We start from the raw sequence: 25,998 nt of genomic DNA, 5'->3' as shown, positions 1-25,998 counted from the left end.
ATGTGCCTTTCGGTTCCGGCAAAGATTGCGAAAATTCTTCCCAACGACATGGCCATAGTGTCCCTCGATGGCATCAGCCTGGAGATATCGATTGCTCTCCTCGACGAGCTCAAGCTCGGCGATTGCGTTCTTGTCCATGTCGGCTATGCGCTTGCCAAGATCGATCCGACGGAAGCCAAGCGCACGCTGGAGCTGCTGCAGGAGCTAGGCAGCGCAGGGGAACGCCGATCATGAAATATGCCGACGAATTTCGCGACAAGGCCGTCGCGCAGGGAATTGCGCGTGCGATTGGCGCCGAGGTTGGTTTGCAAAGAGCTTATCGATTCATGGAGTTCTGCGGTGGACACACTCATGCGATCTCCCGCTACGCCCTGGAGGATCTGCTGCCCGCGAATGTCCGCATGATCCACGGGCCCGGTTGTCCCGTCTGCGTTCTGCCCGCGAGCCGAATCGATATGGCGATCCGGCTTGTTGACCGACCAGAGGTCACTCTGTGCGTCTACGGCGACCTGATGCGCGCGCCTGGGTCGCACGGACAGTCCCTATTGCGAGCTAAAGCGCTCGGCGCCGACATTCGGATAGTCTACTCGACGCTCGACGCTATCCGGCTCGCCGAACAGGCGCCGAGCCGCGAGGTGGTCTTCTTTGCCATCGGATTTGAGACCACGACGCCCCCAACGGCCGTGATGATCCGAATTGCCGAGAAGAAGCGGCTGAAGGGCCTCAGCGTGTTCTGCAATCACGTGCTTACACCCTCTGCGATGCACAGCATTCTCGAGAACCCCAAAATCCGCGACACCGGCGGGGTTGCAATTGACGGCTTCATCGGGCCTGCACATGTCAGCACCATTATTGGTACGCAGCCTTACGAGCCCCTGGCGGAACAATTTGGCAAGCCGATCGTGATCGCGGGATTTGAACCGCTCGATGTGTTGCAGGCGATCCTGATGCTGGTGCGACAGGTGAACGAAAATCGCTGCGAGGTGGAGAACCAGTACAGTCGCGCGGTGACGCGTGAAGGCAATCGGCGTGCCAAAGACGAGATATCGCAGATATTCGAACTGCGCGAGCAGTTTGAATGGCGTGGGCTCGGACTCGTACCCAACAGCGGACTGAAGCTGAAACCGGCTTACGCGCAATTCGACGCTGAGACGCGTTTTGCGATCCACGACCTGCATGTCGCAGACAATCCAGCCTGCGAGTGCTGCGCGATCCTGCGTGGCGCCAAGCGGCCAGTCGACTGTAAGCTGTTTGGAACCGTCTGCACGCCGGAAACACCCATAGGTTCCTGCATGGTATCGTCGGAAGGCGCTTGTGCTGCGTATTGGACCTATGGCCGAGTTCGCCATGAATCCTTGAGGCCGACGTCATGAGCGTAGAGGGCTATCAACGCAAGCTCGACGTCGAGAACGGACGCGTTGATCTTTCCCACGGATCCGGGGGCCGTGCCATGGCACAGCTGATCTCCGGCCTTTTTCACCAAGCCTTTGGTAATGAATGGCTCGCCCGTTCCAATGATCAGTCGGCGTTTGACGTCGCGGCAGGCAGGATGGTGATGACGACCGACGCCTATGTGGTCTCGCCGCTGTTCTTTCCCGGAGGCAATATCGGGTCATTGGCTGTGCACGGCACGATCAATGATGTCGCGATGTCCGGCGCGCGTCCCCTCTATCTGTCGGCCAGTTTTATCATCGAGGAGGGCTTCCCGTTTTCTGATCTGAAGGCGATCGCGGATTCCATGGGCGCTGCAGCGCGCAGGGCCGACGTTCACATCATTACCGGAGACACCAAGGTTGTTGAGCGCGGCAAGGCGGATGGTCTGTTCATCTCTACAACCGGGATCGGGATTGTGGCCGATGGGCTCGATCTCTCGGCCGACAAGGCAAGGGTCGGGGACCGTGTGCTGGTGTCCGGTAGCCTCGGCGATCATGGGGTGGCGATCATGTCAAAACGTCAGAACCTCGCTTTTCAAACCGAGGTCGTCTCGGATTCCGCAGCGTTGCATAACCTCGTAGCGCTCATGGTTGCCGCCGGCGGTAGCGGCATCCGGGTGATGCGCGACCCCACGCGGGGTGGGCTTGCCGCGACCCTCAACGAGATTGCGCATCAATCCAAGCTCGGGTTCCGTCTGCAGGAAGCATCTATTCCGGTGAAGCCGGCGGTTGGGGCTATCTGCGAACTCCTTGGACTCGATCCGATCCATGTCGCCAACGAAGGCAAGCTCGTTGCGATCGTCGCTCCTGATTTGGCCGATGCCGTGCTTGCAGCCATGAAGGCGCACCCGCTCGGGTCCGACGCAGCTGATATTGGCGAAGCGGTGGCTGACAATCGGAAATTTGTGCAGATGGCGACCGGTTTCGGCGGTCGACGAATCGTCGATTGGTTGTGGGGCGAACAATTGCCTCGGATCTGTTGACCAGCTGCGCATCGTCCAGAACCAAGTTTATGATCAACGGTCATGAGCCGTGACCCGTCGCCATTAGCCTTGGAAACGATCCCTTCTATAGGCAATCTGCCCAACCGGCAGACTGCGACTTCGCTCTTTGGGCGTGCTGAATTTGAGTTGTTAGCTTTTCCACGAGACAAGAACGCAATTCGAAACGATTCACCGCGGTCGCGCAGTTTCGACGGTTGCTCAGCGAGCATGGTCACACGATCCGCTCGGCACCCGTGAGTTTGAAATCCTGCGAAGCTTGTCAAATATCGTTGAATTTCTGCGCCATTTTGACGGCGGCGTCGCAACATCGCTGCTCGCTTCCGATTAGAAAGGCGCTTCAGGCAGGGAGTTTTCAAATGAAGGTCGGAGTCCCCAAGGAAATCAAGGCGCACGAATATCGCGTGGGCCTTACCCCGGGAGCTGTCCGCGAATACGTGGCAGCGGGCCACCGCGTGATGATCGAGACCAATGCCGGCGCTGGCATTGGTGCAACCGATGACGATTATCGCATTGTTGGCGGAACGATTCTCACTTCCGCAGCTGAGGTATTCGCATCGAGCGAGATGATCGTAAAGGTTAAGGAACCTCAGCCGTCCGAGTGGTGTCAGCTGCGGGAAAATCAGATCCTGTTCACTTATCTGCATCTGGCCCCCGACCCGGATCAGGCCAAGGGTCTCCTGAAATCTGGATGCACTGCGATCGCCTACGAGACCGTAACTGATCCGCATGGTGGTCTTCCGCTGCTGGCGCCGATGAGCGAGGTCGCGGGTAGGCTCGCGATCGAAGCGGCGGGCAGCGCCCTCAAGCGGAGTGCAGGCGGACGAGGGCTGTTGATCGGTGGGGTGCCCGGTGTTCAGCCTGCCCGAATCGTGGTGATCGGAGGTGGCGTCGTTGGAACGCACGCGGCACGCATGGCGGTTGGCCTGGGCGCAGAGGTGACCATCATCGACCGTTCAATACTCCGGCTCCGCGAGTTGGACGAGCTATTCGAAGGACGCGCTCGCACCAGGTTTTCAACTATCGACTCTGTGGAGGAAGAGGTATTTGCGGCGGATGTGGTGATTGGTGCGGTGCTCGTTCCAGGTGCGAGCGCGCCGAAGCTGGTCCGCCGGAGCATGCTGAGCTCGATGCGCAAGAGGGCGGTGCTCGTGGACGTCGCTATCGATCAGGGCGGCTGCTTTGAGACATCGCACCCAACCACTCACGCTGATCCTACTTACGAAGTGGATGGCATCATTCATTATTGCGTGGCCAATATGCCCGGGGCCGTGCCGCTGACCTCGAGCCAGGCACTGAATAACGCGACGCTGCCGTTTGGTTTGGCTCTGGCCAACAAGGGCTTTTCCGCCGTGCTCGAAAATCCGCATTTGCGCGCAGGCCTCAACGTCCATCGGGGCCGGCTAACTTACGAAGCGGTGGCCAAAAGCCTCGGGCTGCCCTTCTCACCGATCGAACAGGCTGCGGCCTGATCCCAGAGGCCCTTAGGGGCATTTCCTCCCTGACTTAGGCCACCCTCCGGGGTGGCTTTTTTTTCGGCTCCATCGATCTGCTGACCGGCGCCGGCATGCGTTTCGAACGTGGAGCGAAGCCGAGGATCGCTAGACGAACGCCTCGCTTTAGTCCCCGCACGATGCGAGACAATGTACTTTCGGCCCATACAGCGCATATGAATGCAGTTTTGCCAAGTAATCCGAGCCAATTGAGAATGCGTCCGTGGAGGGCCGCGATAACCGGAGCGACTTTGTCTGGCTTGATCGGCCGCGATTCTGACTGTCTGCGGAGACGCCAACCGGGCCGGTGATGACTGCGCGGGTTATTTACCGTGGTGCTGTCGCCGGAGCCGCCGCTGTACCGCTGAGTGGAACCATCAAGATGCGGCTCGGGGTCGACCCGACACACCGGCGGAGAACTTTTTGAAGTCGCGCGGCGCATCCATTATTGCCGCGGCGCGGTGGCCTTAGCAAAGGATCGCAGATCGTTCCCTGAGTTTGGCGAACGCGGTTCACCTGATCGCTGACTGCGGTGAGATGGACCGTGCGCAAACCACGGCATCGAGCTCAAGCTACTGTCATGCGCGTTGTAGGATTTACGACACAGTGTCGAGGCGGCGAGTTGCGTTATCAAAAATAGCTCAGACAAAATCAAGTTAAACTGTCTGGCACAAGACTTGAAAGCAAGAAGCGGCCCGCAACTTTCGCTCATGGAATCGCAGTGATGGCCTACAAGATAATCGCATCCCAGTGCTCCGTCTGCGGTGCATGTGAGTTCGAATGTCCCAATGCCGCGATCAGCCTGAAGAACGATATATATGTGATCAATCCGACCCAGTGTACCCAATGTGAGGGCCACTTTGACGTGCCGCAATGCGCCGTCGTTTGCCCGGTGCCAGATACCTGCGTGCCGGCATAGGTGGAGTAGTCGATGAGAGGAGCTCCTGCGCGAAACATGATGAAGACGCTATCGACAGCGGCCGTCCGTCGGATTCGTCTTCTGATTCTCTCACTTGCTGGCCCCGAGTTGCCGGCGACTTGCGCGATCCGCTTGGACCGATTGCGGCAGAATCCCCGCCGGCAAGAGTTGTCGTTGCCCCAGTGGAGCGGGCAATGGTAGCTGTACAAGAGACGGTCGAGCGCGTCCGGCGCATCGACGTCGACGAGTATCGATATGGCTTTGAGACGCTGATCGACTCCGAGAAGGCCCCCAAGGGGCTGTCGGAAGATACCGTTCGCTTCATCTCCGCAAAGAAGAGTGAACCGGCCTGGATGCTGGAATGGCGCCTGGCGGCGTATCGCCGCTGGCTGACCATGACCGAGCCGACCTGGGCGCGCGTCGACTATCCCAAGATCGATTTCCAGGACATCTACTATTACGCGGCGCCGAAGCCGAAGAAGACGGCCTCATCGCTCGACGAGATCGATCCGGAGATCCTGAAAACCTACGACAAGCTCGGCATCCCGTTGCGCGAGGTCGCCGCGCTCGAGGGCGTTGAGCCGCCACCCGGCGGCGAGCAGACGCCGAACCGCAAGATCGCGGTCGACGCCGTGTTCGATTCGGTGTCGGTTGCGACCACCTTCAAGGCGGAGCTGAAGAAGGCCGGCGTGATCTTCATGCCGATCTCGGAGGCGATCCGCGAGCATCCCGAGCTGGTGCAGAAATATCTGGGGTCGGTGGTGCCGACCTCCGACAATTTCTACGCGACGCTGAACTCGGCAGTGTTCTCCGACGGCTCGTTCGTCTACGTGCCGCCGGGTGTGCGTTGCCCGATGGAGCTGTCGACCTATTTCCGCATCAACGAGCGCAACACCGGCCAGTTCGAGCGCACGCTGATCATCGCGGACAAGGGTTCCTACGTCTCCTATCTCGAAGGCTGTACCGCGCCGCAGCGCGACGAGAACCAGCTGCATGCGGCCGTGGTCGAGCTCGTTGCGCTCGACGACGCCGAGATCAAATATTCGACGGTGCAGAACTGGTACCCGGGCAATTCGGAAGGCAAGGGCGGCATCTACAACTTCGTCACCAAGCGTGGCGACTGCCGCGGCCATAACTCCAAGATCTCCTGGACTCAGGTCGAGACCGGTTCGGCGATCACCTGGAAATATCCGAGCTGCATCCTGCGTGGCGACAATTCCCGCGGCGAGTTCTACTCGATCGCGATCTCGAACGGCTTTCAGCAGGTCGATTCGGGCACCAAGATGATCCATCTCGGCAAGAACACGTCGAGCCGCATCATCTCCAAGGGCATCGCCGCCGGCAAGTCGCAGAACACGTATCGCGGTCTCGTCACCGCGCACCGTAAAGCGACCGGCGCGCGCAACTTCACCGCCTGCGATTCGCTGTTGATCGGCGACAAATGTGGCGCGCACACCGTGCCGTATATCGAGGCCAAGAACTCCTCGGCGACGTTCGAGCACGAGGCGACGACCTCGAAGATCTCCGAGGACGTGCTGTTCTACTGCACCCAGCGCGGGCTTTCGCAGGAAGAAGCCGTCGGACTCGTCGTCAACGGCTTCGTCAAGCAAGTTCTGCAAAAGCTGCCGATGGAGTTCGCAGTGGAAGCGCAGAAGCTGATCTCGATCTCGCTCGACGGATCTGTCGGATAACCAAACCTCCCGCGAGCCCCTCGAATGCGGTTCGCCAGATGACATTTCAGGGATCAGATCAGAATGGCTCTACTCGAAATCCGAGATTTGCATGTTGGTGTCGAAGACCGCGAAGTTATTCGCGGCCTCGATCTTAACGTCAATGCGGGTGAGGTGCACGCGATCATGGGGCCGAACGGCTCCGGCAAGTCGACGCTCTCGCATGTTATCGCTGGCAAGCCCGGTTATGAGATAACCGGCGGACAAATCCTGTTCAGGGGCGAGAGCCTGTTGCGGATGGAGCCAAATGAGCGCGCCGCCAAGGGCGTGTTCCTGGCATTCCAGTATCCGGTCGAGATCCCCGGCGTCACCACGATGAACTTCCTCCGGACCGCGCTGAATGCGCAGCGCAAGGCGCGGGACAAAGAGGAATTCTCCACCCCCGAATTTCTGAAAAGAGTCCGCGAGTTGGCCGGTTCGCTCAGCATTCGCCAGGACATGCTTAAGCGTGGCGTTAATGTCGGCTTCTCCGGCGGCGAGAAGAAGCGCAATGAAATTTTGCAGATGGCGTTGTTCGAGCCGGGTCTGTGCATCCTGGACGAGATCGATTCCGGCCTCGACATCGACGCGCTGCGTATCGTCGCCAGCGGCATCAATGCCTTGCGTTCGCCGGAACGAGCGATGATGGTGATCACGCACTATCGGCGGCTTCTCGACCATATCGTTCCGGACGTTGTGCACGTGATGTCTAAAGGGCGGATCGTGAAGAGCGGCGGCAAGGAACTCGCGCTGGAGCTCGAGGCTTGTGGCTACGGCCAATTCGAAGACGCGGCCTGACGGCTCTAGGAACTCCGATGAAGCAGGTTTTACCCAAAGCCGACCCCGAACGCGCAATTGGCAATGTTTTCGCTGCGGCGCGTGGACGGCTGCCTGGTGCAGGCCTTGTCCCCCAAATCCGGGCGAGCGCATTTAATGTCTACGAGCGTACCGGCCTTCCGCACCGGGGCATGGAGGACTGGAAATACACAGATCTGCGCGCCCTGATCGGCGAGGTGCTGCCACTCGCTCCGCGACCGGATGCGGAGGCGCTGGTGCGCGCAAAGGTGTCGGCCGAGCAAGTGTCTGCCGATCACGCGGTCAAACTGGTTTTGGTGGATGGCATCTTTGCGCCGGAGCTATCCGACCTCGGCAGGCTGGAAAATGAAGTTGTTGTGCGGTCGCTGCGAGATTTTCTGGAGAATTCGGTCCCTGGCGACATGGCAGGTCTGGTGCTGTCGACGACGAGCGATTCCGCTATCTCGCTCAACGCCGCAATGGCGACAGATGGCCTGGTGATTACGGTCGCCGACGGCAACGCGGTGAATCGTCCAATTCAAGTCGTTCACGTCGCAACCGGCGTGTCGGTGTCCACCTTTACACGCTCGTATCTACAGCTTGGTCGCGGAGCACGTGCGGCCATCGTGGAAAGTTTCGTCTCGGCTGAACGCGCGAGCGGCTATCAAGCCAACGATGCGATAATCGCGCTGGTTGGTAACGAGGCGAGCCTTTCGTATATCCGCGTCGCAGCCGCTGCCCCTGACGCCGTGAATATCTCGTCGGCGATCATCGCAATCGGCGCCAGGGCTAAGCTCGACCTCTTCAGCATGACCTGCAGTGGCTCCATCAGCCGCTATCAGGGATTCATCTCGCTGGCTGGCGAGGGAACCAAGGTCTCGGCGAATGGAGTTAATCTCATCAGGGGCGAGCTTCACGCCGACACAACGATGGTGGTCGACCATGCCGTGCCACATTGCACCAGTCGGGAGAAGTTCCGCGCGGTCATCGACGATCGCGGCCGGTCGGTATTTCAGGGCCGAATTGTCGTTCGTCCTGCCGCCCGGAAGACGGACGCCACCCTGACAACGCGAGCGTTGCTCTTATCCGACCAGGCCGAGGCCGACAGTAAGCCGGAACTTGAAATCTTGGCTGACGACGTGACCTGCGGGCACGGCGCGACATCGGGTGCCCTGGACAACAGTCTCGTATTCTACCTGCGCGCTCGAGGGCTATCCGAGAAGGACGCGAAGTTGTTGCTGATTAAAGCGTTCCTTGGCGAGTCGATTGAGGAGATCACTTCCGAGAATTTGCGCGATTTTGTGACAACTCAAGCTGAACACTGGCTGCAGGCGGGGCGATGAGCGCACATCCCGCCGTGAGCAACGGCAGTTACGACGTCAACCGTGTCCGTACGGACTTTCCTGCGCTCGCCATGACGGTGTATGGCAAGCCGCTTGTTTACCTCGATAACGCTGCATCCGCGCAAAAGCCCCACGCGGTGCTTGACCGTATGATGCAGGTGTACTCCAGCGAATACGCCAACGTTCATCGCGGTTTGCACTACCTCGCTAACGCGGCGACCGAGGCGTATGAAGGCGCCCGTACCAAGGTGGCGCAGTTTGTGAACGCGCGTACAAACGAAGAGGTCATCTTCACTCGGAGCGCCACGGAGGCGATCAATCTGGTCGCCCAGACGTTTGGCCGTGAACGCATTAATGCGGGTGATGAGATCGTTCTCTCGATTATGGAACACCACTCGAACATTGTGCCATGGCACCTTCTCAGGGAACGACTCGGTGCAGTGATCAAATGGGCGCCAGTGGATGATGACGGAAACTTCTTGCTCGATGATTTTGAGCGACTGCTGACCCCGCGCACCAAGATGGTTGCAATCACACAAATGTCGAACGTGCTCGGCACGGTATTGCCGGTGAAAGACGTGGTAAGGATCGCGCATGCTCGTGGTATCCCGGTGCTGGTCGACGGCTCGCAAGCTTGCGTGCATCTGAGCGCCGACGTCTGCGACATTGATTGCGATTTCTACGTCATGACGGGCCACAAGCTCTATGGTCCGACCGGGATCGGCGTGCTGTACGGCAAGGCTGAGCATCTGGGATCGATGCCGCCCTTCAACGGTGGCGGGGAGATGATCCGCGAGGTCTCGCGTTCCTGCGTCATTTATGGTGATCCGCCACATCGGTTCGAAGCGGGTACGCCGCCGATCGTCGAAGCCATCGGTTTAGGGGCGGCCATCGATTACATCAATTCAATAGGCAAGGTTCAGATCCGCAGGCACGAGAGCGTACTGCTCGATTACGCGCAGGAGAGGCTGGCGGGGATCAATTTCATGCGCATGATCGGGAGCCCGGCGGACAAGGGACCGATCATTTCCTTTGATATGAAGGGGGCGCATGCGCACGATATTGCCACCGTCATCGACCGCGCCGGTGTGGCGGTGCGGGCGGGGACCCATTGTGCGATGCCGCTGCTCAAGCGCTTCGGCGTGCTGGCAACGTGCCGTGCGTCCCTCGGACTTTACAATACACGTCAAGAGATCGATGTGCTCGTGCGTGCGCTTATCAAGGCGCGGCAGCTGTTCTCATGATTTGGCGAGCCTACGATGTTCAGGTGGCAAGGCAGCTCGCATTGAGGTCTGGAGGATGAGGTCATGCACCTCATCGCATAACAGCAGGTAAGCACCTGTAGGTCGCAGCAAGCATAGATAGGATTGGCAGACCTGTGTCGGCCAGCCGCCCTTGCGGCCGGCCTTCCTGTGCAGCGCCTTCGGCGAGGGCGATCGCAGAGTACTGCGATCGCGGACACGTTCGAGAATTGGGCGGGCAATTTCACGCATAGCCAGCCCTTGTTCCATTTCGAACAGGGCCAAGCCAAGAGTTCTCTGCCTAAAGCGTAATGTCGGGTTCGCAACAAGAACCCCCATACCCGCACGAGGCCCGCTAAGCGATTTTGATTGCTATGTTTTCGGTGCTCATGAGGCGCTGGCATGCTGGTTGCAAAAGTCTTGCCCAAGAAAGCCGCCCTCGCAACAGCTAACCTTTGAAGGACATCAGATGAGTCTCGCCACGACCCAGAGCATCGAAGAAATCAGGGCTCGCAACAAAGAGCTGATCGAGGAGGTGCTGAAGGTCTATCCGGAGAAAACCGCGAAACGGCGTGCCAAGCACCTCAACGTTCACCAGGCCGGCAAGTCAGATTGCGGGGTGAAGTCCAACATCAAATCCATACCTGGCGTGATGACGATCAGAGGCTGCGCCTATGCAGGGTCAAAGGGAGTGGTCTGGGGACCGATCAAGGACATGGTCCATATAAGCCATGGCCCGGTAGGCTGCGGTCAATACTCGTGGGGCTCGCGACGCAATTATTACGTTGGCACGACGGGGATCGATAGCTTCGTGACCCTGCAGTTCACCTCCGACTTCCAGGAAAAGGATATCGTATTCGGTGGCGACAAAAAGCTGGTCAAAATTCTTGACGAAATCCAGGAGCTGTTTCCGCTCAACAACGGCATCACGATCCAATCGGAATGCCCGATCGGATTGATCGGTGACGACATCGAGGCCGTGTCGAGAGCAAAATCCAAGGAATACGGCGGCAAGACGATCGTGCCGGTCCGTTGCGAGGGCTTTCGGGGTGTGTCGCAGTCACTTGGCCATCACATCGCCAACGACGCGGTGCGCGATTGGATTTTCGACCAGCTCGAGTCCGATGGCAAACCAAAGTTTGAGCCGACGCCGTACGATGTTGCGATCATCGGAGACTACAATATCGGCGGCGACGCCTGGTCATCGCGAATTCTGCTAGAGGAGATGGGCCTGCGGGTGATCGCGCAGTGGTCAGGCGACGGTTCACTAGCTGAACTCGAAGCAACGCCGAAGGCAAAGCTCAACATTCTGCATTGCTACCGTTCTATGAACTACATCTCGCGCCACATGGAAGAGAAGTTCGGTATCCCCTGGTGCGAGTATAACTTCTTCGGACCTTCAAAGATCGCGGAGTCGCTCCGCAAGATTGCTGGCTATTTCGACGACAAGATCAAGGAAGGCGCCGAGCGGGTGATTGAAAAGTACCAACCGCTGGTGAGCGCTGTGATCGCAAAATATCGCCCGCGCCTGGATGGCAAGACGGTGATGCTGTACGTCGGTGGGCTACGTCCGCGTCATGTGATTGGCGCATACGAGGACCTCGGCATGGAAGTCATTGGTACCGGATACGAGTTCGGTCACAACGACGACTATCAGCGCACAGCTCAGCACTACGTAAAGGACAGCACGCTCATCTACGATGACGTTAACGGCTATGAGTTCGAGCGCTTCGTCGAAAAACTCCAGCCTGACCTCGTCGGCTCGGGCATCAAGGAAAAATACGTTTTTCAAAAGATGGGTGTGCCGTTCCGGCAGATGCACTCCTGGGACTATTCGGGCCCCTATCACGGCTATGACGGCTTTGCCATCTTTGCCCGCGACATGGATATGGCCATCAACTCGCCCGTCTGGAAGAAAACGAAGGCTCCCTGGAAGGAAGCTTCGAGGGCCAAGCTCCTGGCTGCAGAATAAACCAATTCATTCTCGCTCTGTGGGAAAGCCGGGGCGACACCAATCTCGATAGTGAAGGATTTCAACAATGGCGCAGAGTGCCGAACACGTGCTCGATCATTTCGAACTGTTCCGAGGTCCAGAATACCAGGAGATGCTGACCAAGAAGAAGATATTCGAGAATCCTCGCGATCCCGCCGAGGTCGAACGCATCAAGGAATGGACGAAGACGGCCGAATATCGCGAAAAAAACTTTGCGCGGGAGGCGCTAGCGGTAAATCCAGCCAAGGCATGCCAGCCGCTTGGCGCCGTATTCGCTTCCGTTGGCTTTGAGGGCACGCTGCCCTTCGTCCACGGCTCGCAAGGCTGCGTGGCCTATTACCGCAGCCATCTGTCGCGGCACTTTAAGGAGCCGTCTTCCTGCGTCTCCTCGTCGATGACGGAAGACGCTGCCGTATTCGGCGGCCTGAACAACATGATCGATGGGCTCGCGAACAGCTACAACATGTACAAACCCAAGATGATTGCGGTCTCGACCACCTGCATGGCCGAGGTGATCGGCGATGACCTCAACGCCTTCATCAAAACGTCGAAAGAAAAAGGCTCGGTTCCGGCGGACTTCGACGTGCCATTCGCCCATACGCCGGCGTTCGTCGGTAGCCACGTCACCGGTTATGACAATGCGCTCAAGGGCATTCTGGAACATTTTTGGGATGGTAAGGCCGGAACAGCGCCGAAGCCGGAGCGCAAGCAGAATGGGACGATCAACATCATTGGTGGGTTCGACGGCTATACCGTCGGGAACCTTCGCGAGATCAAGCGCGTCTTGGCGTTGATGGGCATCCAGCACACCATTCTCGCGGACAATTCTGAAGTCTTCGATACTCCGACAGACGGGGAATTCCGGATGTATGACGGAGGCACGACGCTGGAAGATGCGGCCAATGCGGTTCACGCCAAGGCGACAATCTCCATGCAGCAGTGGTGCACCGAAAAAACGCTGCCATTCGTGGCTGAGCATGGGCAGGACGTCATATCCTTCAACTACCCGGTGGGCTTGTCCGCAACGGATGACTTTATCGTGGCGCTGTCACGCATCAGCGGCAAGGAGATTCCCGAGCAACTGGCGCGAGAACGTGGCCGCCTGGTCGACGCCATCGCTGACTCCAGCGCGCATATCCATGGCAAGAAGTTTGCGATCTATGGCGATCCGGATCTTTGCTATGGGCTGGCTGCGTTTCTGCTCGAACTCGGCGCCGAACCGACCCATGTGCTGTCTACGAACGGCAGCAAGGCATGGCACGAAAAAATGCAGGTGCTGCTTGCGAGCTCGCCATTTGGGCAGGGCTGCCAAGCCTATCCGGGCCGAGACCTCTGGCACATGCGCTCACTCTTGTTCACCGAGCCAGTCGATTTTCTGATTGGCAACACCTATGGGAAGTATCTGGAGCGCGATACTGGAACGCCACTGATCCGCATCGGCTTTCCGGTTTTTGATCGGCATCACCATCACCGCTCCCCCCTATGGGGCTATCAGGGCGGCCTGAATGTGCTGGTGAAGATCCTGGACAAGATCTTCGATGAGATCGACAAGAAGACAAACATTCTTGGCAAAACTGACTACAGCTTCGACATCATTCGTTGATGAGCGACCGTGGCTTGTGCCATCGCCCAATCACTCGGCGATGGCACAAGCACACGACCGTTGACATGCAATTAGTTTGCGCTGAGAGGAAAAAGTGGATGAGTTCACTAGCGACCGCGGTCCAGAATGTTTTTGACGAGCCGGGCTGCGCCAAGAACGGCAGTAAGTCGGAGACTGAACGCAAGAACGGCTGCACCAAACAACTGCAGCCGGGTAGCGCTGCCGGCGGCTGTGCTTTCGATGGCGCCAAGGTTGCGCTGCAGCCGTTCACCGATGTCGCTCACTTGGTGCACGGTCCGATCGCGTGCGAAGGCAATTCCTGGGACAATCGCAGCGCGGCGTCGTCAGGCTCGAATCTGTGGCGCACCGCGTTCACAACCGATTTGAGCGAAACCGATATTGTATTCGGAGGCGAGAAGCGGCTCTGCAAAGCGATCAAGGAGATCATCGACAAGTGCGACCCTCCCGCCATCTTCGTGTATCAAACGTGCATCCCTGCGATGATCGGCGACGACATCAACGCAGTCTGTAAGGCAGCATCTCAAAGGTTTGCAAAGCCGGTGATCCCGATCAATTCCCCGGGCTTCGTCGGCTCGAAGAACCTCGGTAACAAGCTCGCAGGCGAGGCGTTGCTCGACTATGTAATCGGGACGCAAGAGCCAGACTACACCACTCCCTACGATATCAACCTAATCGGGGAATACAACCTTTCGGGAGAGCTCTGGCAAGTGAAGCCGTTGCTAGACGAGCTTGGAGTACGGATTCTCTCCTGTATCTCCGGCGATGGCAGGTATTGCGAAGTCGCTTCATCTCATCGCGCGCGGGCGGCGATGTTGGTGTGCTCAAAGTCCATGATCAACGTCGCACGCAAGATGGAGCAACGCTACGGCATCCCGTTCTTCGAGGGGTCGTTCTACGGTATTCAAGATTCGAGCGAATCGCTGCGTCAGCTTGCCCGGTTATTGGTTGAGCGCGGCGCGCCTACAGATCTGCTCGGGCGCACTGAAGCGGTGATCGCGCGTGAGGAAGCGTGGGCCCGGGCTGCGATAGAACCGTACAAGCCACGATTCGAAGGCAAGAAGGCCTTGTTGATTACCGGCGGCGTCAAGTCATGGTCAATCGTTGCGGCACTCCAGGAAGCCGGGCTTGAGTTAGTCGGAACCAGCGTCAAGAAATCAACCGGGAAAGACAAGGAGCGCATCAAGGAGCTCATGGGGCAGGATGCGTACATGATTGAGGACATGACGCCGCGCGAAATGTATCAGATGTTGAAGGGAGCAAAAGCGGACATCATGCTATCGGGCGGCAAGTCGCAGTTCGTCGCGCTGAAAGCGGCGATGCCCTGGCTCGACATCAACCAGGAGCGTTGCCACGCCTATATGGGCTATGTCGGAATGGTCAAGCTGGTGGAGGAGATCGATAAGTCGCTCTCCAGTCCGATGTGGGAGCAGCTTCGTCGACCGGCACCATGGCAGGCATTGGCCAAGGCGATGGAGCAGATGCAATCGCCGGCGGCGATCGCCTCCGATCCGGCGCTCGGCGAAACCGAGCGCCGCTCGAGGAAGATCTGTGTGTGTAACACGGTCGATCTGGGCACTATTGAGGATGCAATCTACGCGCACGGCCTGAGGAGCGTCGCAGCGGTGAGAGAGCATACCAATGCGGCCGGTGGCTGCTGCCAGCGACGCATCGAAGGTATCTTGGTGTCCGAGCCATCTGCCATGCGACAGGCGGCAGAATAGGGAGGCGTCATGGCCATCGTCACGGCGACGACGAAAGCCTGCGCTGTGAACCCGCTGAAGATGAGTCAGCCGATCGGCGGCGCATTCGCCTTCATGGGGTTGCGCGGCGCGATGCCGCTTCTGCACGGTTCTCAGGGATGCACATCCTTTGGGCTCACGCTCTTCGTCCGGCATTTCAAAGAGGCAGTACCGCTGCAGACCACCGCAATGAGCGAGGTCGCGACCGTACTCGGCGGTTATGAGAATCTCGAGCAGGCGATACTGAACATCCACAACCGTACCAAGCCAAACATCATCGGAATCTGCTCGACCGGTGTCACCGAGACCAACGGCGACGATGTGGATGCCTACCTCAAGCTAATCCGGAACAAGCATCCGCAACTTGCAAAGTTGCCACTGGTGTATGTCTCGACGCCTGATTTCAAGGGCGCGTTCCAGGACGGGTGGGAGAAGGCTGTGGCACGCATTGTGGAGGTGGTGGTGGATGGGCCCAATGCCAATCGGTTGCGGGATCCATCCAGGGTGAATGTTCTCCCGGGATGTCACCTGACGCCCGGCGACATTGATGAACTTCGTGTCATACTGGAAGATTTCGGGTTGTGCCCGTCCTTCCTCCCTGACGTAGCAGCATCGCTCGATGGACATATTCCCGATGAGTTTACGCCTACGACCATCGGCGGCATCGGCGTCGACGAAATTGCGAGCATGAGCCGCGCCGGATGGACGATTGCAATCGGGGCGCAGATGCAGCGTGCGGCAGAGGTCATGCAGCTCAAGACCGGCGTGCCTTTTCGTGTCTTCGAGCGGCTGTGTGGTCTCTGTCCGAACGACGAATTCATGACGTTCTTGAGCGAGATCAGCGGTCGCCCCATACCCTTAAAATATCGGCGCCAGCGCGGTCAGCTAGCCGATGCAATGCTGGACGCGCACTTCCACATCGGTGGTCGCAAAGTTGCTATCGGCGCTGAGCCAGACCTTCTGTTCGATTTGTCCGGCATGCTGCACGACATGGGCGCTCAGGTGGCAGCGGCCGTGACGACCACTCAGTCGGAGGTGATCGAGCGGATCAAGACCAAGGAAGTACTCATTGGCGATCTCGAGGATCTGGAAGCGCTTGCCAAAACACACCATTGCGACCTCTTGATCACGCATTCGCATGGCAGGCAAGCGGCGGCGCGGCTGAAATTGCCGTTCTATCGCACGGGTTTTCCGATGTTCGATCGGCTTGGTGCGGGACACCAACTATCCGTGGGCTATCGTGGTACCCGCAATCGGATCTTCGAAATCGCCAACCTCGTGATCGCGCACCGCGAGGAAAACGATCAGCCTACGCCCGATAGATGGCGGACTGCGTCCGGACTGCCACGTTACTCGGGCGATCGCAGCTCCACCGGCGAGGCTGGGGAGGCGTTTGGATGAAGGTTGCGTTTGCTACTCAGGACCTGAGACGAGTCGATGCCCATTTTGGTTGGGCGAAGAATATCGCAATCTACGATGTCACACCTGGCGGGCACGTGTTTCTCAAAGCGATTGAGTTTGAGGGCGATCTTAAGGAAGACGGCAACGACGACAAGTTGGCGCCGAAGATCGAGGCGATCAAGGATTGCGCAATCCTTTACGTCGCCGCCATTGGTGGTGCCGGAGCTGCGCGAGTGGTGGCCAACAAGGTCCATCCTATCAAGGTGAACAAACCAGAAAGCATTCTGGTGTTGCTCGAAAAACTCGAGCGCGTACTGAAGGGCACGCCACCTCCCTGGCTACGCAAGGCCATGTCAAAGGACCGACGGCGTACGTTCGAGTTTGACGAATGAGATGATATGACCGCAAAAAGTGAGCAACAGGACAGCGTCTTCGACGCGCCGTTCCTCAAGGAGTTGATCAAGATTTGGCGTGCTCAGGATACCAACGGAACCTGGGAGGCGAAGAGCGATCTTGACCTGCTCGAACCGTATATCCTGGACAAGAAGAAACGGCGCGCGTTGCCGATTATCGGTGATCCTGATCCTGATACGCTGTGGCGGCTTAAGCTGTTCTTCGATGCGGTCGCGCTCTCGATCGAGAGGGAGACCGGCGTGATGATCCAGCCGATTCTGGATCTGCATCATGAAGGCTTCGGCCGCATGGTGCTCATCTCAGGCCGGCTGATCGCCGTGAACAAGCAGCTGCGCGATGTGCATCGCTTCGGATTCGATAATTTCGTAAAGCTCGCGCAGGAGGGCGACAAGTATGTCAGCCACGGAATCGACCTGATTCGGAAATTTCCGGACGTGGCAAACTATCGGGGATACTCATGAGCGATCGTGAAACACTGAAGGCGGAACTAAGGAAGGTGTCCGCCAAGGCGATACAGGCCAAGATGGATCTGCACGACCTTTCGGAAGAATTACCCATCAACTGGACCTCGATCATGGTGGTGGCGCAGAAGGCGTACGATGCCTATGCGGAACTTGAGCGGAAGGGCCTCGACTTGAAGGCGCTTGAAAAGACTTAAAGGGGCAATGCATGTCGTTTCAAACACGAGACGGACGCGACTGGACGCCACAATACCTGATCTCGATCGACCCCAAGAAGTGCATCGGCTGTGGCCGCTGTTTCAAGGTTTGCGGCCGTGATGTCATGACGTTGAAAGGAATCAGCGAGGATGGTGAATTTGTCAGCCTCGATGACGACGACGATGAGATCGAAAAGAAGATCATGGTCCTGAATGATCAAGGCGCCTGCATTGGCTGCGGTGCATGCGCCAGGGTTTGCCCGGCCAACTGCCAGACTCACACGTCAGCCATACCTGAAGCGGCGTGAGAGAACACAACTCGTCCTGTCGCGGCACGCGAGATATAGGTGAGGAAAGGTGCAATTTTGATCAGGTGAACTCATGGTGAGGACGGCGCGCCAGAAGGATCTCGATTAAACATCGAATAGCAAGATCGAGCGAGCTAAAGCGCAAGCAAAGCCGGTGGGCGCCGGCTATATTATGCCGATACAACAGCCGTTGTTCACAAACCACTCGTCTCCAAGGTTCACCTATCGTACAACGCGCGCCGCGTCGCGCAGCGCTAAGTAGATCGAAGTGCCTGTCATGATGGAGTCCGAAGAGCATAGTTCAAGGCAGGTAGCCACTACGTTGGCGATTTGATCCGAGGCGATGCAATGCATGTCTGCTTGCGATCGGGAGAAGCTTACGTGTCTGCCGCGCCGCCAATCGTGGACAATGATGTCTGCCTAGACGGTCGATTCTGTAGAGAACGTGATGTGCCGGGAACACCTTAGTTGGTCTTCTTGCACAGGGGTGACGGACGACATTTCGCTGCCCAGTACACAAGTCTTTGCAATAGAGCATGTGGACATCGAGAGCACATCATCAATCAGACACGGAACACTTGGCACGCAGGTCTCTAATTGTCGTGCCGCGCGTACCTGGTTAGGCCCGGTACCGATCTGTAGACGTCGGTCTCTTTGACGGATCGGCAGCCGGCGACCTTACGTGCGTCTACCGCCAAGATCGCGGCTTGTCGCAGCGACTATTTGTAACTCACGCCCAGAGTGCGTCGGGTAGTCACGCCGAAGCACAGAGTGCTTTGGTCAGGTTGTGGTCAGATAGGAATGATATCCTAGTCGCAGAGCTTGCACGGCACGAGCTCAATTGCGTGCAACTTTGCCGATAGGAGAGCGCTCTCATGTATGGCAGAGGCGTTGGCTCATCCAGCCAGTTCATAACCGGTAACCAAACTGACGATTCGTCAGATGCGGGAGATAGTCCCCGGTTTGCGGAAACAGTTGCAGGAATAGAGCGAGGTGGGGTCGTCATCCGAACCTGCGGCGTCATACTCTCTCGTTTCCGAACCGCCCATTAGAGAGATCGACCGAGAGTCCTTCTTGCGCGGAGTTGAGAGATTCTTGCGCAATGATATCAGGCACATCGCCGAGAACCCAGAAGAGTACTCGGACTTCGTCTCCCAGAAGGCTGAGCGCGCAGCGACGGTTGCTGGAAGTTACGCCAACACCTACGACGATCCAAATAAGCCCGCACGATTTTACAGCTACCAGTTGGGCGACGAAATCGTTGGGCTTCTAAGATCAGGAGGCCCGGCTCGGATTAAAGGAGACCATTTTCAGCAGCAGTTTGGGCGCAACGATATCACGTCCGTCGTAGATCTTAGGGTGACTCACCCGCTCGTCGAGAACGCTGGCGATATCTTGCTAGAACATCAACTGCGAGAGGACGGGGACCATCCGCTGATCATGTCGCGCCCGGCCCTAGCAGGCATGGAACCTCGTCTAGCGGACATGGGCTTTGTTCCCGTAGGTCGTAACCACTGGGTGCTTGATCCTCACCAGCGCCCCGATGTGTGGGCGAAGAACGAGAACGATGAGTGGCAGCGGGTAGGCAAGCCTACGAAGTATCTTTCCAAAGATGGGGGCAGTGATGTCGGTCCTCAGAGAAGCTACGAAACAGATTCATCGGACGATGATCCTTCATTTTACTTGGAGCGCGCTCTTAGGGGGATGCACATGGAATAAATCTGCTGCAATAGCAGTAACGGGTCTGAAATGACGGACATTTAACCGTTCTATCTGAGCTCAACGGTCTTGCTTCAAAGGGGGCGCACGCTCGCTGCGTCGCCCCCGCCGGCTGAAACGTTCGTTCAACCTTTCTCCGAAGGCGCTTACGAAGCTGCGGTGGGATGCGATCCGAGGGGCGTAACGGGGACTTCCTACAGTGGCCATCAACGAGCAGCAGCGACCAGCCACCGCAGGCAGCTATCGGGCAATGGTGCAGAGGGCTTGGACCCGAAAGCTGCAGCTGCACGGCCTCCATGGAAACGGCAGCAAGGCCCAAATTGTCGAACTAATCGGTCCGGATTATGCGTCGGGTAATTGGGTGAGCCAGCAATGGCTGGCTTGCGCGTTGGATTACCACAGACACTATCAGCCCGGCACTTGTACGGTTCTTGCAGGTTGATTGCACAGCGACAATGAAAAGCGTCTTGCAATGAATGGGCGATAAATGAAGCCAAATCCCGTCTACGCGATCTGCAGCTTTAACGACATTCCGAGCCGCCAAGCTATGGGATTCCATCTTATGGTCGTGGATGATCACGGCAATCACCGGCCGTGGTCCATCGTTGTGGTGCGCTGGGGCAAAAAGGTGCTTGGCTACACCAATAAATGCCCGCACAACGGCGTCAATTTGGACTGGGTACCGGACGAATTCCTCGATCCATACGGTATCCGGCTAATGTGCGGCAAGCATGGTTCGACCTTCGAACTCGGCACCGGCCGGTGCGTCGAAGGTCCATGTCAAGGTAGGGCGCTCACGCCGATCGCGTTGGCAGTTCTGGACGGTGATATCTGCGTGGTTGGTGTGCATCTTGTCGAAGACGATGTATCGGCCAACAACTGAAGACCGCGCTCAGACCGGCCGATTCTCGTTGCGGTTTTTCACAGGCTCCATCCTCTTTAGCCCGTCTTCGTACGAGATCTCCTCACAGGACAGGTCGAGATCCTTTGCGGCATCGAGGAGGTAATCAAGCTTTCCGCCCGGATCGAGCTTCTTGATATCGTCCTTGTTGAGCCCAACCAGGTCCATCATCTCCTTCCAGACCGTGGATTCATCGCACGGTAGGACGTGAAAGCTAATATCACCGAACCTCACTCGGTACTTCGCCAGTAAATCAATGTTGTTGCAGAAAATGAAGTAGCTGCCGGTTGGGCTTAAGGTGCCGTCAAGGACGGTCGCGATGTCAGCAAGATAGGCGAAGGAATGCAGGTAGCCGGCCAGCACCGGAATAGTGCGTTCGCCGTCCTGCGCGATCGTCAACACCTGCTCAATCGAATAGTCTGGCGGTCGTTTCTCGTCCGCGACCTGAGTCTGGAATTTTAGTGCCACGTCGCCACGAAAGCCGAACCGGCCCGGCTTGGTAGTCCCGCCTTTGAGTACAGCATTGAGCAGGCGGCCCTCCTTCTCAAGTCTGCCGAGTGCGGTGTTCTCGATTGCAGTCATTAAATTCTTCCTCGATCTAAACCCTTCACCGACGCCTTGGCCGGTGCCAGGTGCGATGCAAATTGCTTGCCGTCGCATGCGTAGCGGCCTTCGCCGTAGCTTAGAAAAAAAACGCGTCCGTGGCTCCTATCGCCTCAAGGAGCCTTGTCGGGAACCCGACAACAGCTTCAATGCCAACAGGCGCGATCAAAAGAAGTGAGCATCATCAAGCGTCTGCCCGCTGGCACCTGACTTGCACTTTCCAGCTAGATCCAAGCTGATGAGGGAAAGCCGTGATCAACCTGACGGATAGCGCAGTGAATGCAATCAAGAGCGCGATTTCATCGTCGACCCGCCCGACCGGCGGTCTGCGCGTCATGATCGAAGCGGGCGGCTGCAATGGACTCAAATACAAGATGGCTCTGGTCGAAGAACCGAAGCCTGACGACACCGTGATCGAATGCGATGGGCTGAAGGTGTTCGTCGATAACAAGAGCCGTGAGCATCTGATCGGGACGACAATCGATTTCGTGACGGCAGTAGAGACTTCTGGCTTTACGTTTCACAACCCGAACGCCACCGCGAACTGCTCATGCGGAAAATCGTTCAGCTGATGAGGAGGGCATCGAAGTATGCCGGCCGAACCGGAACAACTGAGGCAATCGTCACCCATTGCTACAGACCGAGAGCGTCGCTTTCGCGGCGCCATCGAAGCGATTGGACCCAATCTGCAACGCGATGGTGGCGACTGTCACCTGATCGGGATTGCTCGCAGCAGGGTCATGGTCAGGCTGTCCGCTGGCCGCAGGTTGTGCAAGCGTTCAAGTGCGACACTTAAAGGCATTCAGGCGCGGCTTGTCGATAAACTCGGCGAATTGGTTCGCCTAATCCCCGTCGCGGCTGCAGGCGAGCTGGCCGATTGAGCGAAAATCGAATGCTGATTTACCTCGATAATAATGCAACGACGCGGACTGATCCATCCGTCGTGCAAGCCATGTTGCCGTTCTTCACCGAGCAATTCGGCAATGCCTCGTCCACGCATGCCTTCGGCAGCGGGGTCGCAGTCGCTGTGAGGCAGGCCCGGCGTAGCTTGCGTATCCTGCTAGGGAACGCATACGATCATGAAATTGTTTTCACCTCGGGAGGGACCGAGAGCAATAATGCCGCGATCCTCTCTGCGCTTGCGATGCAGGAAGATCGCGACGAGATCGTCACCACCGCGGTAGAGCACTCCGCCATTCTTGCGCTGACCGAGCAATTGGCGACAAGAGGAGTCAAGACGCACATTGTACCCGTAGATTCCCGCGGCCGGCTCGACATCGAGGCGTTTCGCGGTGCACTCGGGCCACGCACAGCGATTGCCTCGGTTATGTGGGCCAACAACGAGACCGGAACGATGTTTCCCGTGGAATTTCTGGCCGGGTTGGCCCGTGAGGCCGGCGCGTTGTTTCACACTGATGCGGTCCAGGCCATCGGTAAGGTGTGCGTGAACCTGAAGGACAGTGCGATCGACATGCTGTCGCTATCCGGGCACAAACTGCACGGCCCGAAGGGGATCGGCGCGCTATATTTGCGCAAAGGCACAAAATTCCGGCCGCTGATCTGCGGCGGATCACAGGAACGAGGGCGCCGAGGCGGGACTGAGAATATTCCCGGCATTATCGGCCTGGGAAAAGCCGCCGAGCTTGCGGCGGAGCGGCTTGAACCCGAACGCAATCGCATTGGCGCTTTGCGGGACCGTCTTGAGCAGGGAATCTTGAAGAATGGCGAGTGCGTTGTGCTCGGCGACGCTGGCAATAGGTTGGCGAACACAGCCAATATTGCATTCGACCATCTCGAAGGCGAAGCCATCGCCCACCATCTCGATCGGGCAGGCATCGCTGTGTCGCTCGGATCAGCCTGCAACTCCGGCTCCATTCAGCCATCGCATGTTCTGCGTGCCATGGGGGTGCCGCAGTGGCGGATGCACGGCGCCGTGCGCTTTTCTCTGTCGCGTGAAACCTCTGTCGCGGAGGTCGATGAGGTCGTGTGCGCAGTGTCCGACATCGTGGCTCGCCTGCGCGCCACCTCCCCCGTCGCAGTCAGGGAGTAGACCTCGTGAAAATCATGATCCGCCGGTCTCCGGACGCTGGCCTGTCGATCTACGTGCCAAAAAAGGATCTCGAAGAGCCAATCGTTGAATCGGAGTACGAGACGCTATGGGGCGGCTGGATCAAAGTAGCTAATGGCTGGGTGCTTGATTTGCCTGAGATGCCGAGCGGCACACCGTTACCGATCACAATTAACGCTAAAAAACGGGGCGAGAAGGGGGACGATCCGTGAAGGCGCCTCCACAGATCGACTTTGTCGATGGTGCCGATGCAAAGGCGAGCTCGTGGACATCGCTGCCGGGCTGAGGGCCGCGCGCGCCATTCCCTATGTCGGTCCTAGCCTCGCCGAATCGCGCAGATCCGATATGCCGACCACGCCGGAGGCGTTGGCCAGCTTCTTCGCGAGCAAGGTTACGCCGCCGCGGCGGGCTAGGGACAATGCGTGGGCGCAGCATATCGAGATCAGTCGAGGCGTTGACCGAAATCGACATTCAGACACCAATTCCGGACATCATCAAGGAAACGCGAACACCGGACAGACCTTTCTCTTCATCGGCTGTCGCTTCAACGACCAGCCCTTGCGTAGCTATGCCCGGCAGATCATCAAGCGCTCGGCCGACACCCACTATGCGATCATGGATCCGGGCGCGCTCTCTCGCAACGAGCTTCGCTTTCTACTCGAGCAAGGCCTTACACCGCTTGCGACCGGGCTCCCTTGCGCGGTTGAGATACTGATCACGCATTAGCGTCCTTGTGAAGCCCGAATCCCCCAGCTCGTGTCGAGCTATTTGCGAGAGCCGCAACGCGAGAAGATCCGTTCAGTGGAGCCGGGTTCCGGTGAGCTCATCGCGAGAATGAATGCGCAAGCCATGAAGCGCTGCGTGAGAATGACGACGTATCTGTCGCACTGACAACAAGCGCATCATTGCATGTTCTTACATGAGTCAGCGCCCATCGTTTCCGCTAATTCGTGGAGGTATGGCGGCAATTTCATCGTCTCCGCCATGGCATGCAAGTTGCTACCCAGCTTCTTGAGGCTGGCTCACGGATGGTCTTGGGGCCGATGATGCCTGAAGGGAAAAATGAAAATGAACGCGGTCGTCGGACGCGGAAAATATGTCAAAGCTGCAGTGGATGGCGGCAAGATGAAGTCCGCCGCCGAGCATAAGGGCTGCCGCGCTTCGGCCAACACCGGGCAGGCGAGCTGCGGCTCGCAGGCAGGGCAAGGCGATCTGCCGATCGAAATCTGGGAAAGGGTCAAGAACCATCCCTGCTACAGCGAAGAAGCGCATCATCATTACGCTCGCATGCATGTCGCGGTAGCGCCTGCCTGCAACATCCAGTGCAATTACTGCAACCGAAAATACGACTGCGCCAATGAATCGCGTCCGGGTGTGGTAAGCGAGAAGCTCACGCCCGAGCAGGCGGTAAGAAAAGTGCTCGCGGTCGCGACCGCCATTCCGCAGATGACGGTCGTTGGCATCGCTGGTCCCGGCGACCCCCTGGCCAATCCGGCAAAGACGTTCGAGACCTTCGAGCTGGTTGCCAAGGCGGCTCCAGACATCAAGCTTTGTTTGTCCACCAACGGACTGGCTCTGCCGGACCATATTGATGCCATCGCCAGGTCCAAAGTTGACCACGTCACCATCACCATCAACACGATCGATCCCGAAATCGGCGCCAAGATCTATCCGTGGATCTTCTTCAACCACAAGCGCTACACCGGCATCGACGCGGCAAAAATACTTACAGATCGCCAGCTGCAAGGCCTCGAGATGCTTAGCGAACGAGGTATCCTGTGCAAGGTCAACTCGGTGATGATTCCGAACATCAACGACCGCCACTTGGTCGAGGTCAACAAGGCGGTGAAGTCGCGCGGTGCCTTCCTTCACAATATCATGCCACTGATCTCTGCGCGCGAGCACGGCACCGTATTTGGCCTCAACGGTCAGCGCGGACCGACTGCGTGGGAATTGAAGGCGCTGCAAGATGCTTGTGAAGGGGAGATAAAAATGATGCGGCATTGCCGCCAGTGCCGCGCGGATGCGGTCGGTCTACTCGGGGAGGATCGCAGCGCAGAGTTCACTACCGATCAGGTCATGAAAATGCACGTTCAATATGACTTAGACATGCGCAAGGCATATCAGAGCAGGGTAGAGCGTGAGCGTGCCGCCAAAGTCGCGGCCGGCCAAAAGGAGCTTGCCGAATGTGCCGGAGAGATGAGCGCGATCACTCTTCTAGTGGCCGTCGCAACCAAGGGCTCGGGGTTGATCAACGAGCACTTTGGGCATGCAAAGGAATTCCAGGTTTACGAACTTTCTACATCCGGCGCTAAATTTGTCGGCCACCGCCGCGTGGACGTTTACTGCCAGGGTGGTTATGGCGAGGAGAACAGGCTTTCCGCCATCATGGGGGACATCCATGACTGCCATGCGGTCTTCGTGTCCAAGATCGGCGGCTGCCCGAAAAGCAAACTGATCGAGGCGGGGATCGAGCCCGTCGATCAATACGCCCATGAGTTCATTGAAAAGTCGGCGATCGCCTGGTTCAAATCCTATCTGGACAAGGTGAAGCGCGGGGAGATCCAGCACATGCAGCGCGGCGGCGCCGCGATCCGGCAAGGATCTGAGATCTTTGCAGCGTAAAAGGGGGAATA

The 25,998-nt window shown here is 57.9% G+C and carries 26 protein-coding genes; 25 read left to right on the top strand and 1 reads right to left on the bottom strand.

Annotation, left to right across the window (positions count from 1 at the left end; translation table 11 throughout):
• Window positions 1–48 precede the first annotated feature (48 nt).
• The 19 genes from ACVWY3_RS25125 to ACVWY3_RS25035 all read left to right on the top strand — a co-directional run bounded on the left by ACVWY3_RS25125 (window position 49) and on the right by ACVWY3_RS25035 (window position 20,673).
• On the top strand, window positions 49–234 hold the full coding sequence (locus ACVWY3_RS25125) for a HypC/HybG/HupF family hydrogenase formation chaperone (RefSeq protein ID WP_456840862.1): 186 nt from the start codon (window positions 49–51) through the stop codon (window positions 232–234).
• Complete coding sequence (gene hypD, locus ACVWY3_RS25120; RefSeq protein ID WP_456840861.1) at window positions 231–1,373, top strand: hydrogenase formation protein HypD; 1,143 nt, start codon at window positions 231–233, stop codon at window positions 1,371–1,373. Before ACVWY3_RS25125 ends, hypD begins: the two co-directional genes overlap by 4 nt.
• Window positions 1,370–2,416 (top strand): hydrogenase expression/formation protein HypE, encoded by a 1,047-nt coding sequence (gene hypE, locus ACVWY3_RS25115; RefSeq protein WP_456840860.1) that lies wholly within the window; start codon window positions 1,370–1,372, stop codon window positions 2,414–2,416. The genes hypD and hypE overlap by 4 nt, the downstream gene beginning before the upstream one ends.
• Before the next feature lie 377 nt (window positions 2,417–2,793).
• Window positions 2,794–3,906 carry an alanine dehydrogenase gene (ald, locus tag ACVWY3_RS25110; protein WP_456840859.1) on the top strand — a complete coding sequence of 371 codons (1,113 nt, stop codon included), beginning with the start codon at window positions 2,794–2,796 and terminating at the stop codon, window positions 3,904–3,906.
• A gap of 745 nt (window positions 3,907–4,651) precedes the next feature.
• Window positions 4,652–4,846: a 4Fe-4S binding protein gene (locus ACVWY3_RS25105; RefSeq protein WP_456840858.1), complete on the top strand. Its 195-nt coding sequence runs from the start codon at window positions 4,652–4,654 to the stop codon at window positions 4,844–4,846.
• A gap of 194 nt (window positions 4,847–5,040) precedes the next feature.
• A complete protein-coding gene (gene sufB, locus ACVWY3_RS25100) occupies window positions 5,041–6,537 on the top strand; it encodes a Fe-S cluster assembly protein SufB (protein ID WP_456840857.1) in 1,497 nt (498 codons plus the stop codon).
• A gap of 63 nt (window positions 6,538–6,600) precedes the next feature.
• Window positions 6,601–7,353, top strand: coding sequence for a Fe-S cluster assembly ATPase SufC (gene sufC, locus ACVWY3_RS25095; protein WP_456840856.1), 753 nt, complete (start codon window positions 6,601–6,603; stop codon window positions 7,351–7,353).
• A gap of 17 nt (window positions 7,354–7,370) precedes the next feature.
• Window positions 7,371–8,693, top strand: a complete 1,323-nt coding sequence (gene sufD / locus ACVWY3_RS25090) for a Fe-S cluster assembly protein SufD (RefSeq protein ID WP_456840855.1) — start codon at window positions 7,371–7,373, stop codon at window positions 8,691–8,693.
• Window positions 8,690–9,937 carry a cysteine desulfurase gene (locus ACVWY3_RS25085; RefSeq protein ID WP_456840854.1) on the top strand — a complete coding sequence of 416 codons (1,248 nt, stop codon included), beginning with the start codon at window positions 8,690–8,692 and terminating at the stop codon, window positions 9,935–9,937. Before sufD ends, ACVWY3_RS25085 begins: the two co-directional genes overlap by 4 nt.
• A 466-nt stretch (window positions 9,938–10,403) precedes the next feature.
• A complete protein-coding gene (nifD, locus tag ACVWY3_RS25080) occupies window positions 10,404–11,906 on the top strand; it encodes a nitrogenase molybdenum-iron protein alpha chain (RefSeq protein ID WP_456840853.1) in 1,503 nt (500 codons plus the stop codon).
• 67 nt (window positions 11,907–11,973) lie between these two features.
• Window positions 11,974–13,530 (top strand): nitrogenase molybdenum-iron protein subunit beta, encoded by a 1,557-nt coding sequence (gene nifK / locus ACVWY3_RS25075; protein WP_456840852.1) that lies wholly within the window; start codon window positions 11,974–11,976, stop codon window positions 13,528–13,530.
• 98 nt (window positions 13,531–13,628) lie between these two features.
• Window positions 13,629–15,272, top strand: coding sequence for a nitrogenase iron-molybdenum cofactor biosynthesis protein NifE (gene nifE, locus ACVWY3_RS25070; protein WP_456840851.1), 1,644 nt, complete (start codon window positions 13,629–13,631; stop codon window positions 15,270–15,272).
• A gap of 9 nt (window positions 15,273–15,281) precedes the next feature.
• Window positions 15,282–16,691, top strand: a complete 1,410-nt coding sequence (nifN, locus tag ACVWY3_RS25065; RefSeq protein ID WP_456840850.1) for a nitrogenase iron-molybdenum cofactor biosynthesis protein NifN — start codon at window positions 15,282–15,284, stop codon at window positions 16,689–16,691.
• A complete protein-coding gene (gene nifX / locus ACVWY3_RS25060) occupies window positions 16,688–17,083 on the top strand; it encodes a nitrogen fixation protein NifX (RefSeq protein ID WP_456840849.1) in 396 nt (131 codons plus the stop codon). Before nifN ends, nifX begins: the two co-directional genes overlap by 4 nt.
• Window positions 17,084–17,089: 6 nt before the next feature.
• Entirely contained in the window at window positions 17,090–17,566 is a 477-nt protein-coding gene (locus ACVWY3_RS25055) for a NifX-associated nitrogen fixation protein (protein ID WP_456840848.1), read from the top strand.
• Window positions 17,563–17,763: a CCE_0567 family metalloprotein gene (locus ACVWY3_RS25050; RefSeq protein WP_456840847.1), complete on the top strand. Its 201-nt coding sequence runs from the start codon at window positions 17,563–17,565 to the stop codon at window positions 17,761–17,763. Before ACVWY3_RS25055 ends, ACVWY3_RS25050 begins: the two co-directional genes overlap by 4 nt.
• An 11-nt stretch (window positions 17,764–17,774) precedes the next feature.
• Window positions 17,775–18,071: a ferredoxin III, nif-specific gene (gene fdxB / locus ACVWY3_RS25045; protein ID WP_456840846.1), complete on the top strand. Its 297-nt coding sequence runs from the start codon at window positions 17,775–17,777 to the stop codon at window positions 18,069–18,071.
• Window positions 18,072–19,166: 1,095 nt separating this feature from the next.
• Window positions 19,167–19,790: a host specificity protein gene (locus ACVWY3_RS25040; protein WP_456840845.1), complete on the top strand. Its 624-nt coding sequence runs from the start codon at window positions 19,167–19,169 to the stop codon at window positions 19,788–19,790.
• Window positions 19,791–20,277: 487 nt separating this feature from the next.
• A complete protein-coding gene (locus ACVWY3_RS25035; protein ID WP_456840844.1) occupies window positions 20,278–20,673 on the top strand; it encodes a Rieske (2Fe-2S) protein in 396 nt (131 codons plus the stop codon).
• A gap of 9 nt (window positions 20,674–20,682) precedes the next feature.
• On the opposite strand, the gene ACVWY3_RS25030 is transcribed toward ACVWY3_RS25035, so the two are convergent.
• Window positions 20,683–21,273, bottom strand: a complete 591-nt coding sequence (locus tag ACVWY3_RS25030) for a hypothetical protein (protein WP_456840843.1) — start codon at window positions 21,271–21,273, stop codon at window positions 20,683–20,685.
• Window positions 21,274–21,545: 272 nt separating this feature from the next.
• Here ACVWY3_RS25030 and ACVWY3_RS25025 point away from each other — a divergent pair, with 272 nt between their 5' ends.
• From ACVWY3_RS25025 to nifB, 6 genes are all read left to right on the top strand, one after another.
• On the top strand, window positions 21,546–21,866 hold the full coding sequence (locus ACVWY3_RS25025; RefSeq protein ID WP_456840842.1) for an iron-sulfur cluster assembly accessory protein: 321 nt from the start codon (window positions 21,546–21,548) through the stop codon (window positions 21,864–21,866).
• A gap of 18 nt (window positions 21,867–21,884) precedes the next feature.
• Window positions 21,885–22,175: a NifU family protein gene (locus tag ACVWY3_RS25020; protein ID WP_456840841.1), complete on the top strand. Its 291-nt coding sequence runs from the start codon at window positions 21,885–21,887 to the stop codon at window positions 22,173–22,175.
• Entirely contained in the window at window positions 22,172–23,344 is a 1,173-nt protein-coding gene (gene nifS, locus ACVWY3_RS25015; protein WP_456840840.1) for a cysteine desulfurase NifS, read from the top strand. The genes ACVWY3_RS25020 and nifS overlap by 4 nt, the downstream gene beginning before the upstream one ends.
• 5 nt (window positions 23,345–23,349) lie before the next feature.
• Window positions 23,350–23,574, top strand: a complete 225-nt coding sequence (gene nifT / locus ACVWY3_RS25010) for a putative nitrogen fixation protein NifT (RefSeq protein ID WP_456840839.1) — start codon at window positions 23,350–23,352, stop codon at window positions 23,572–23,574.
• Window positions 23,575–23,626: 52 nt separating this feature from the next.
• Window positions 23,627–24,088, top strand: coding sequence for an SIR2 family protein (locus ACVWY3_RS25005; RefSeq protein WP_456840838.1), 462 nt, complete (start codon window positions 23,627–23,629; stop codon window positions 24,086–24,088).
• 342 nt (window positions 24,089–24,430) lie between these two features.
• Complete coding sequence (nifB, locus tag ACVWY3_RS25000; RefSeq protein WP_456840837.1) at window positions 24,431–25,987, top strand: nitrogenase cofactor biosynthesis protein NifB; 1,557 nt, start codon at window positions 24,431–24,433, stop codon at window positions 25,985–25,987.
• Window positions 25,988–25,998: the final 11 nt, after the last annotated feature.

The sequence above is a fragment of the Bradyrhizobium sp. USDA 4486 genome (assembly GCF_054057995.1).
This window is presented reverse-complemented; position numbering and strand designations above follow the sequence as displayed.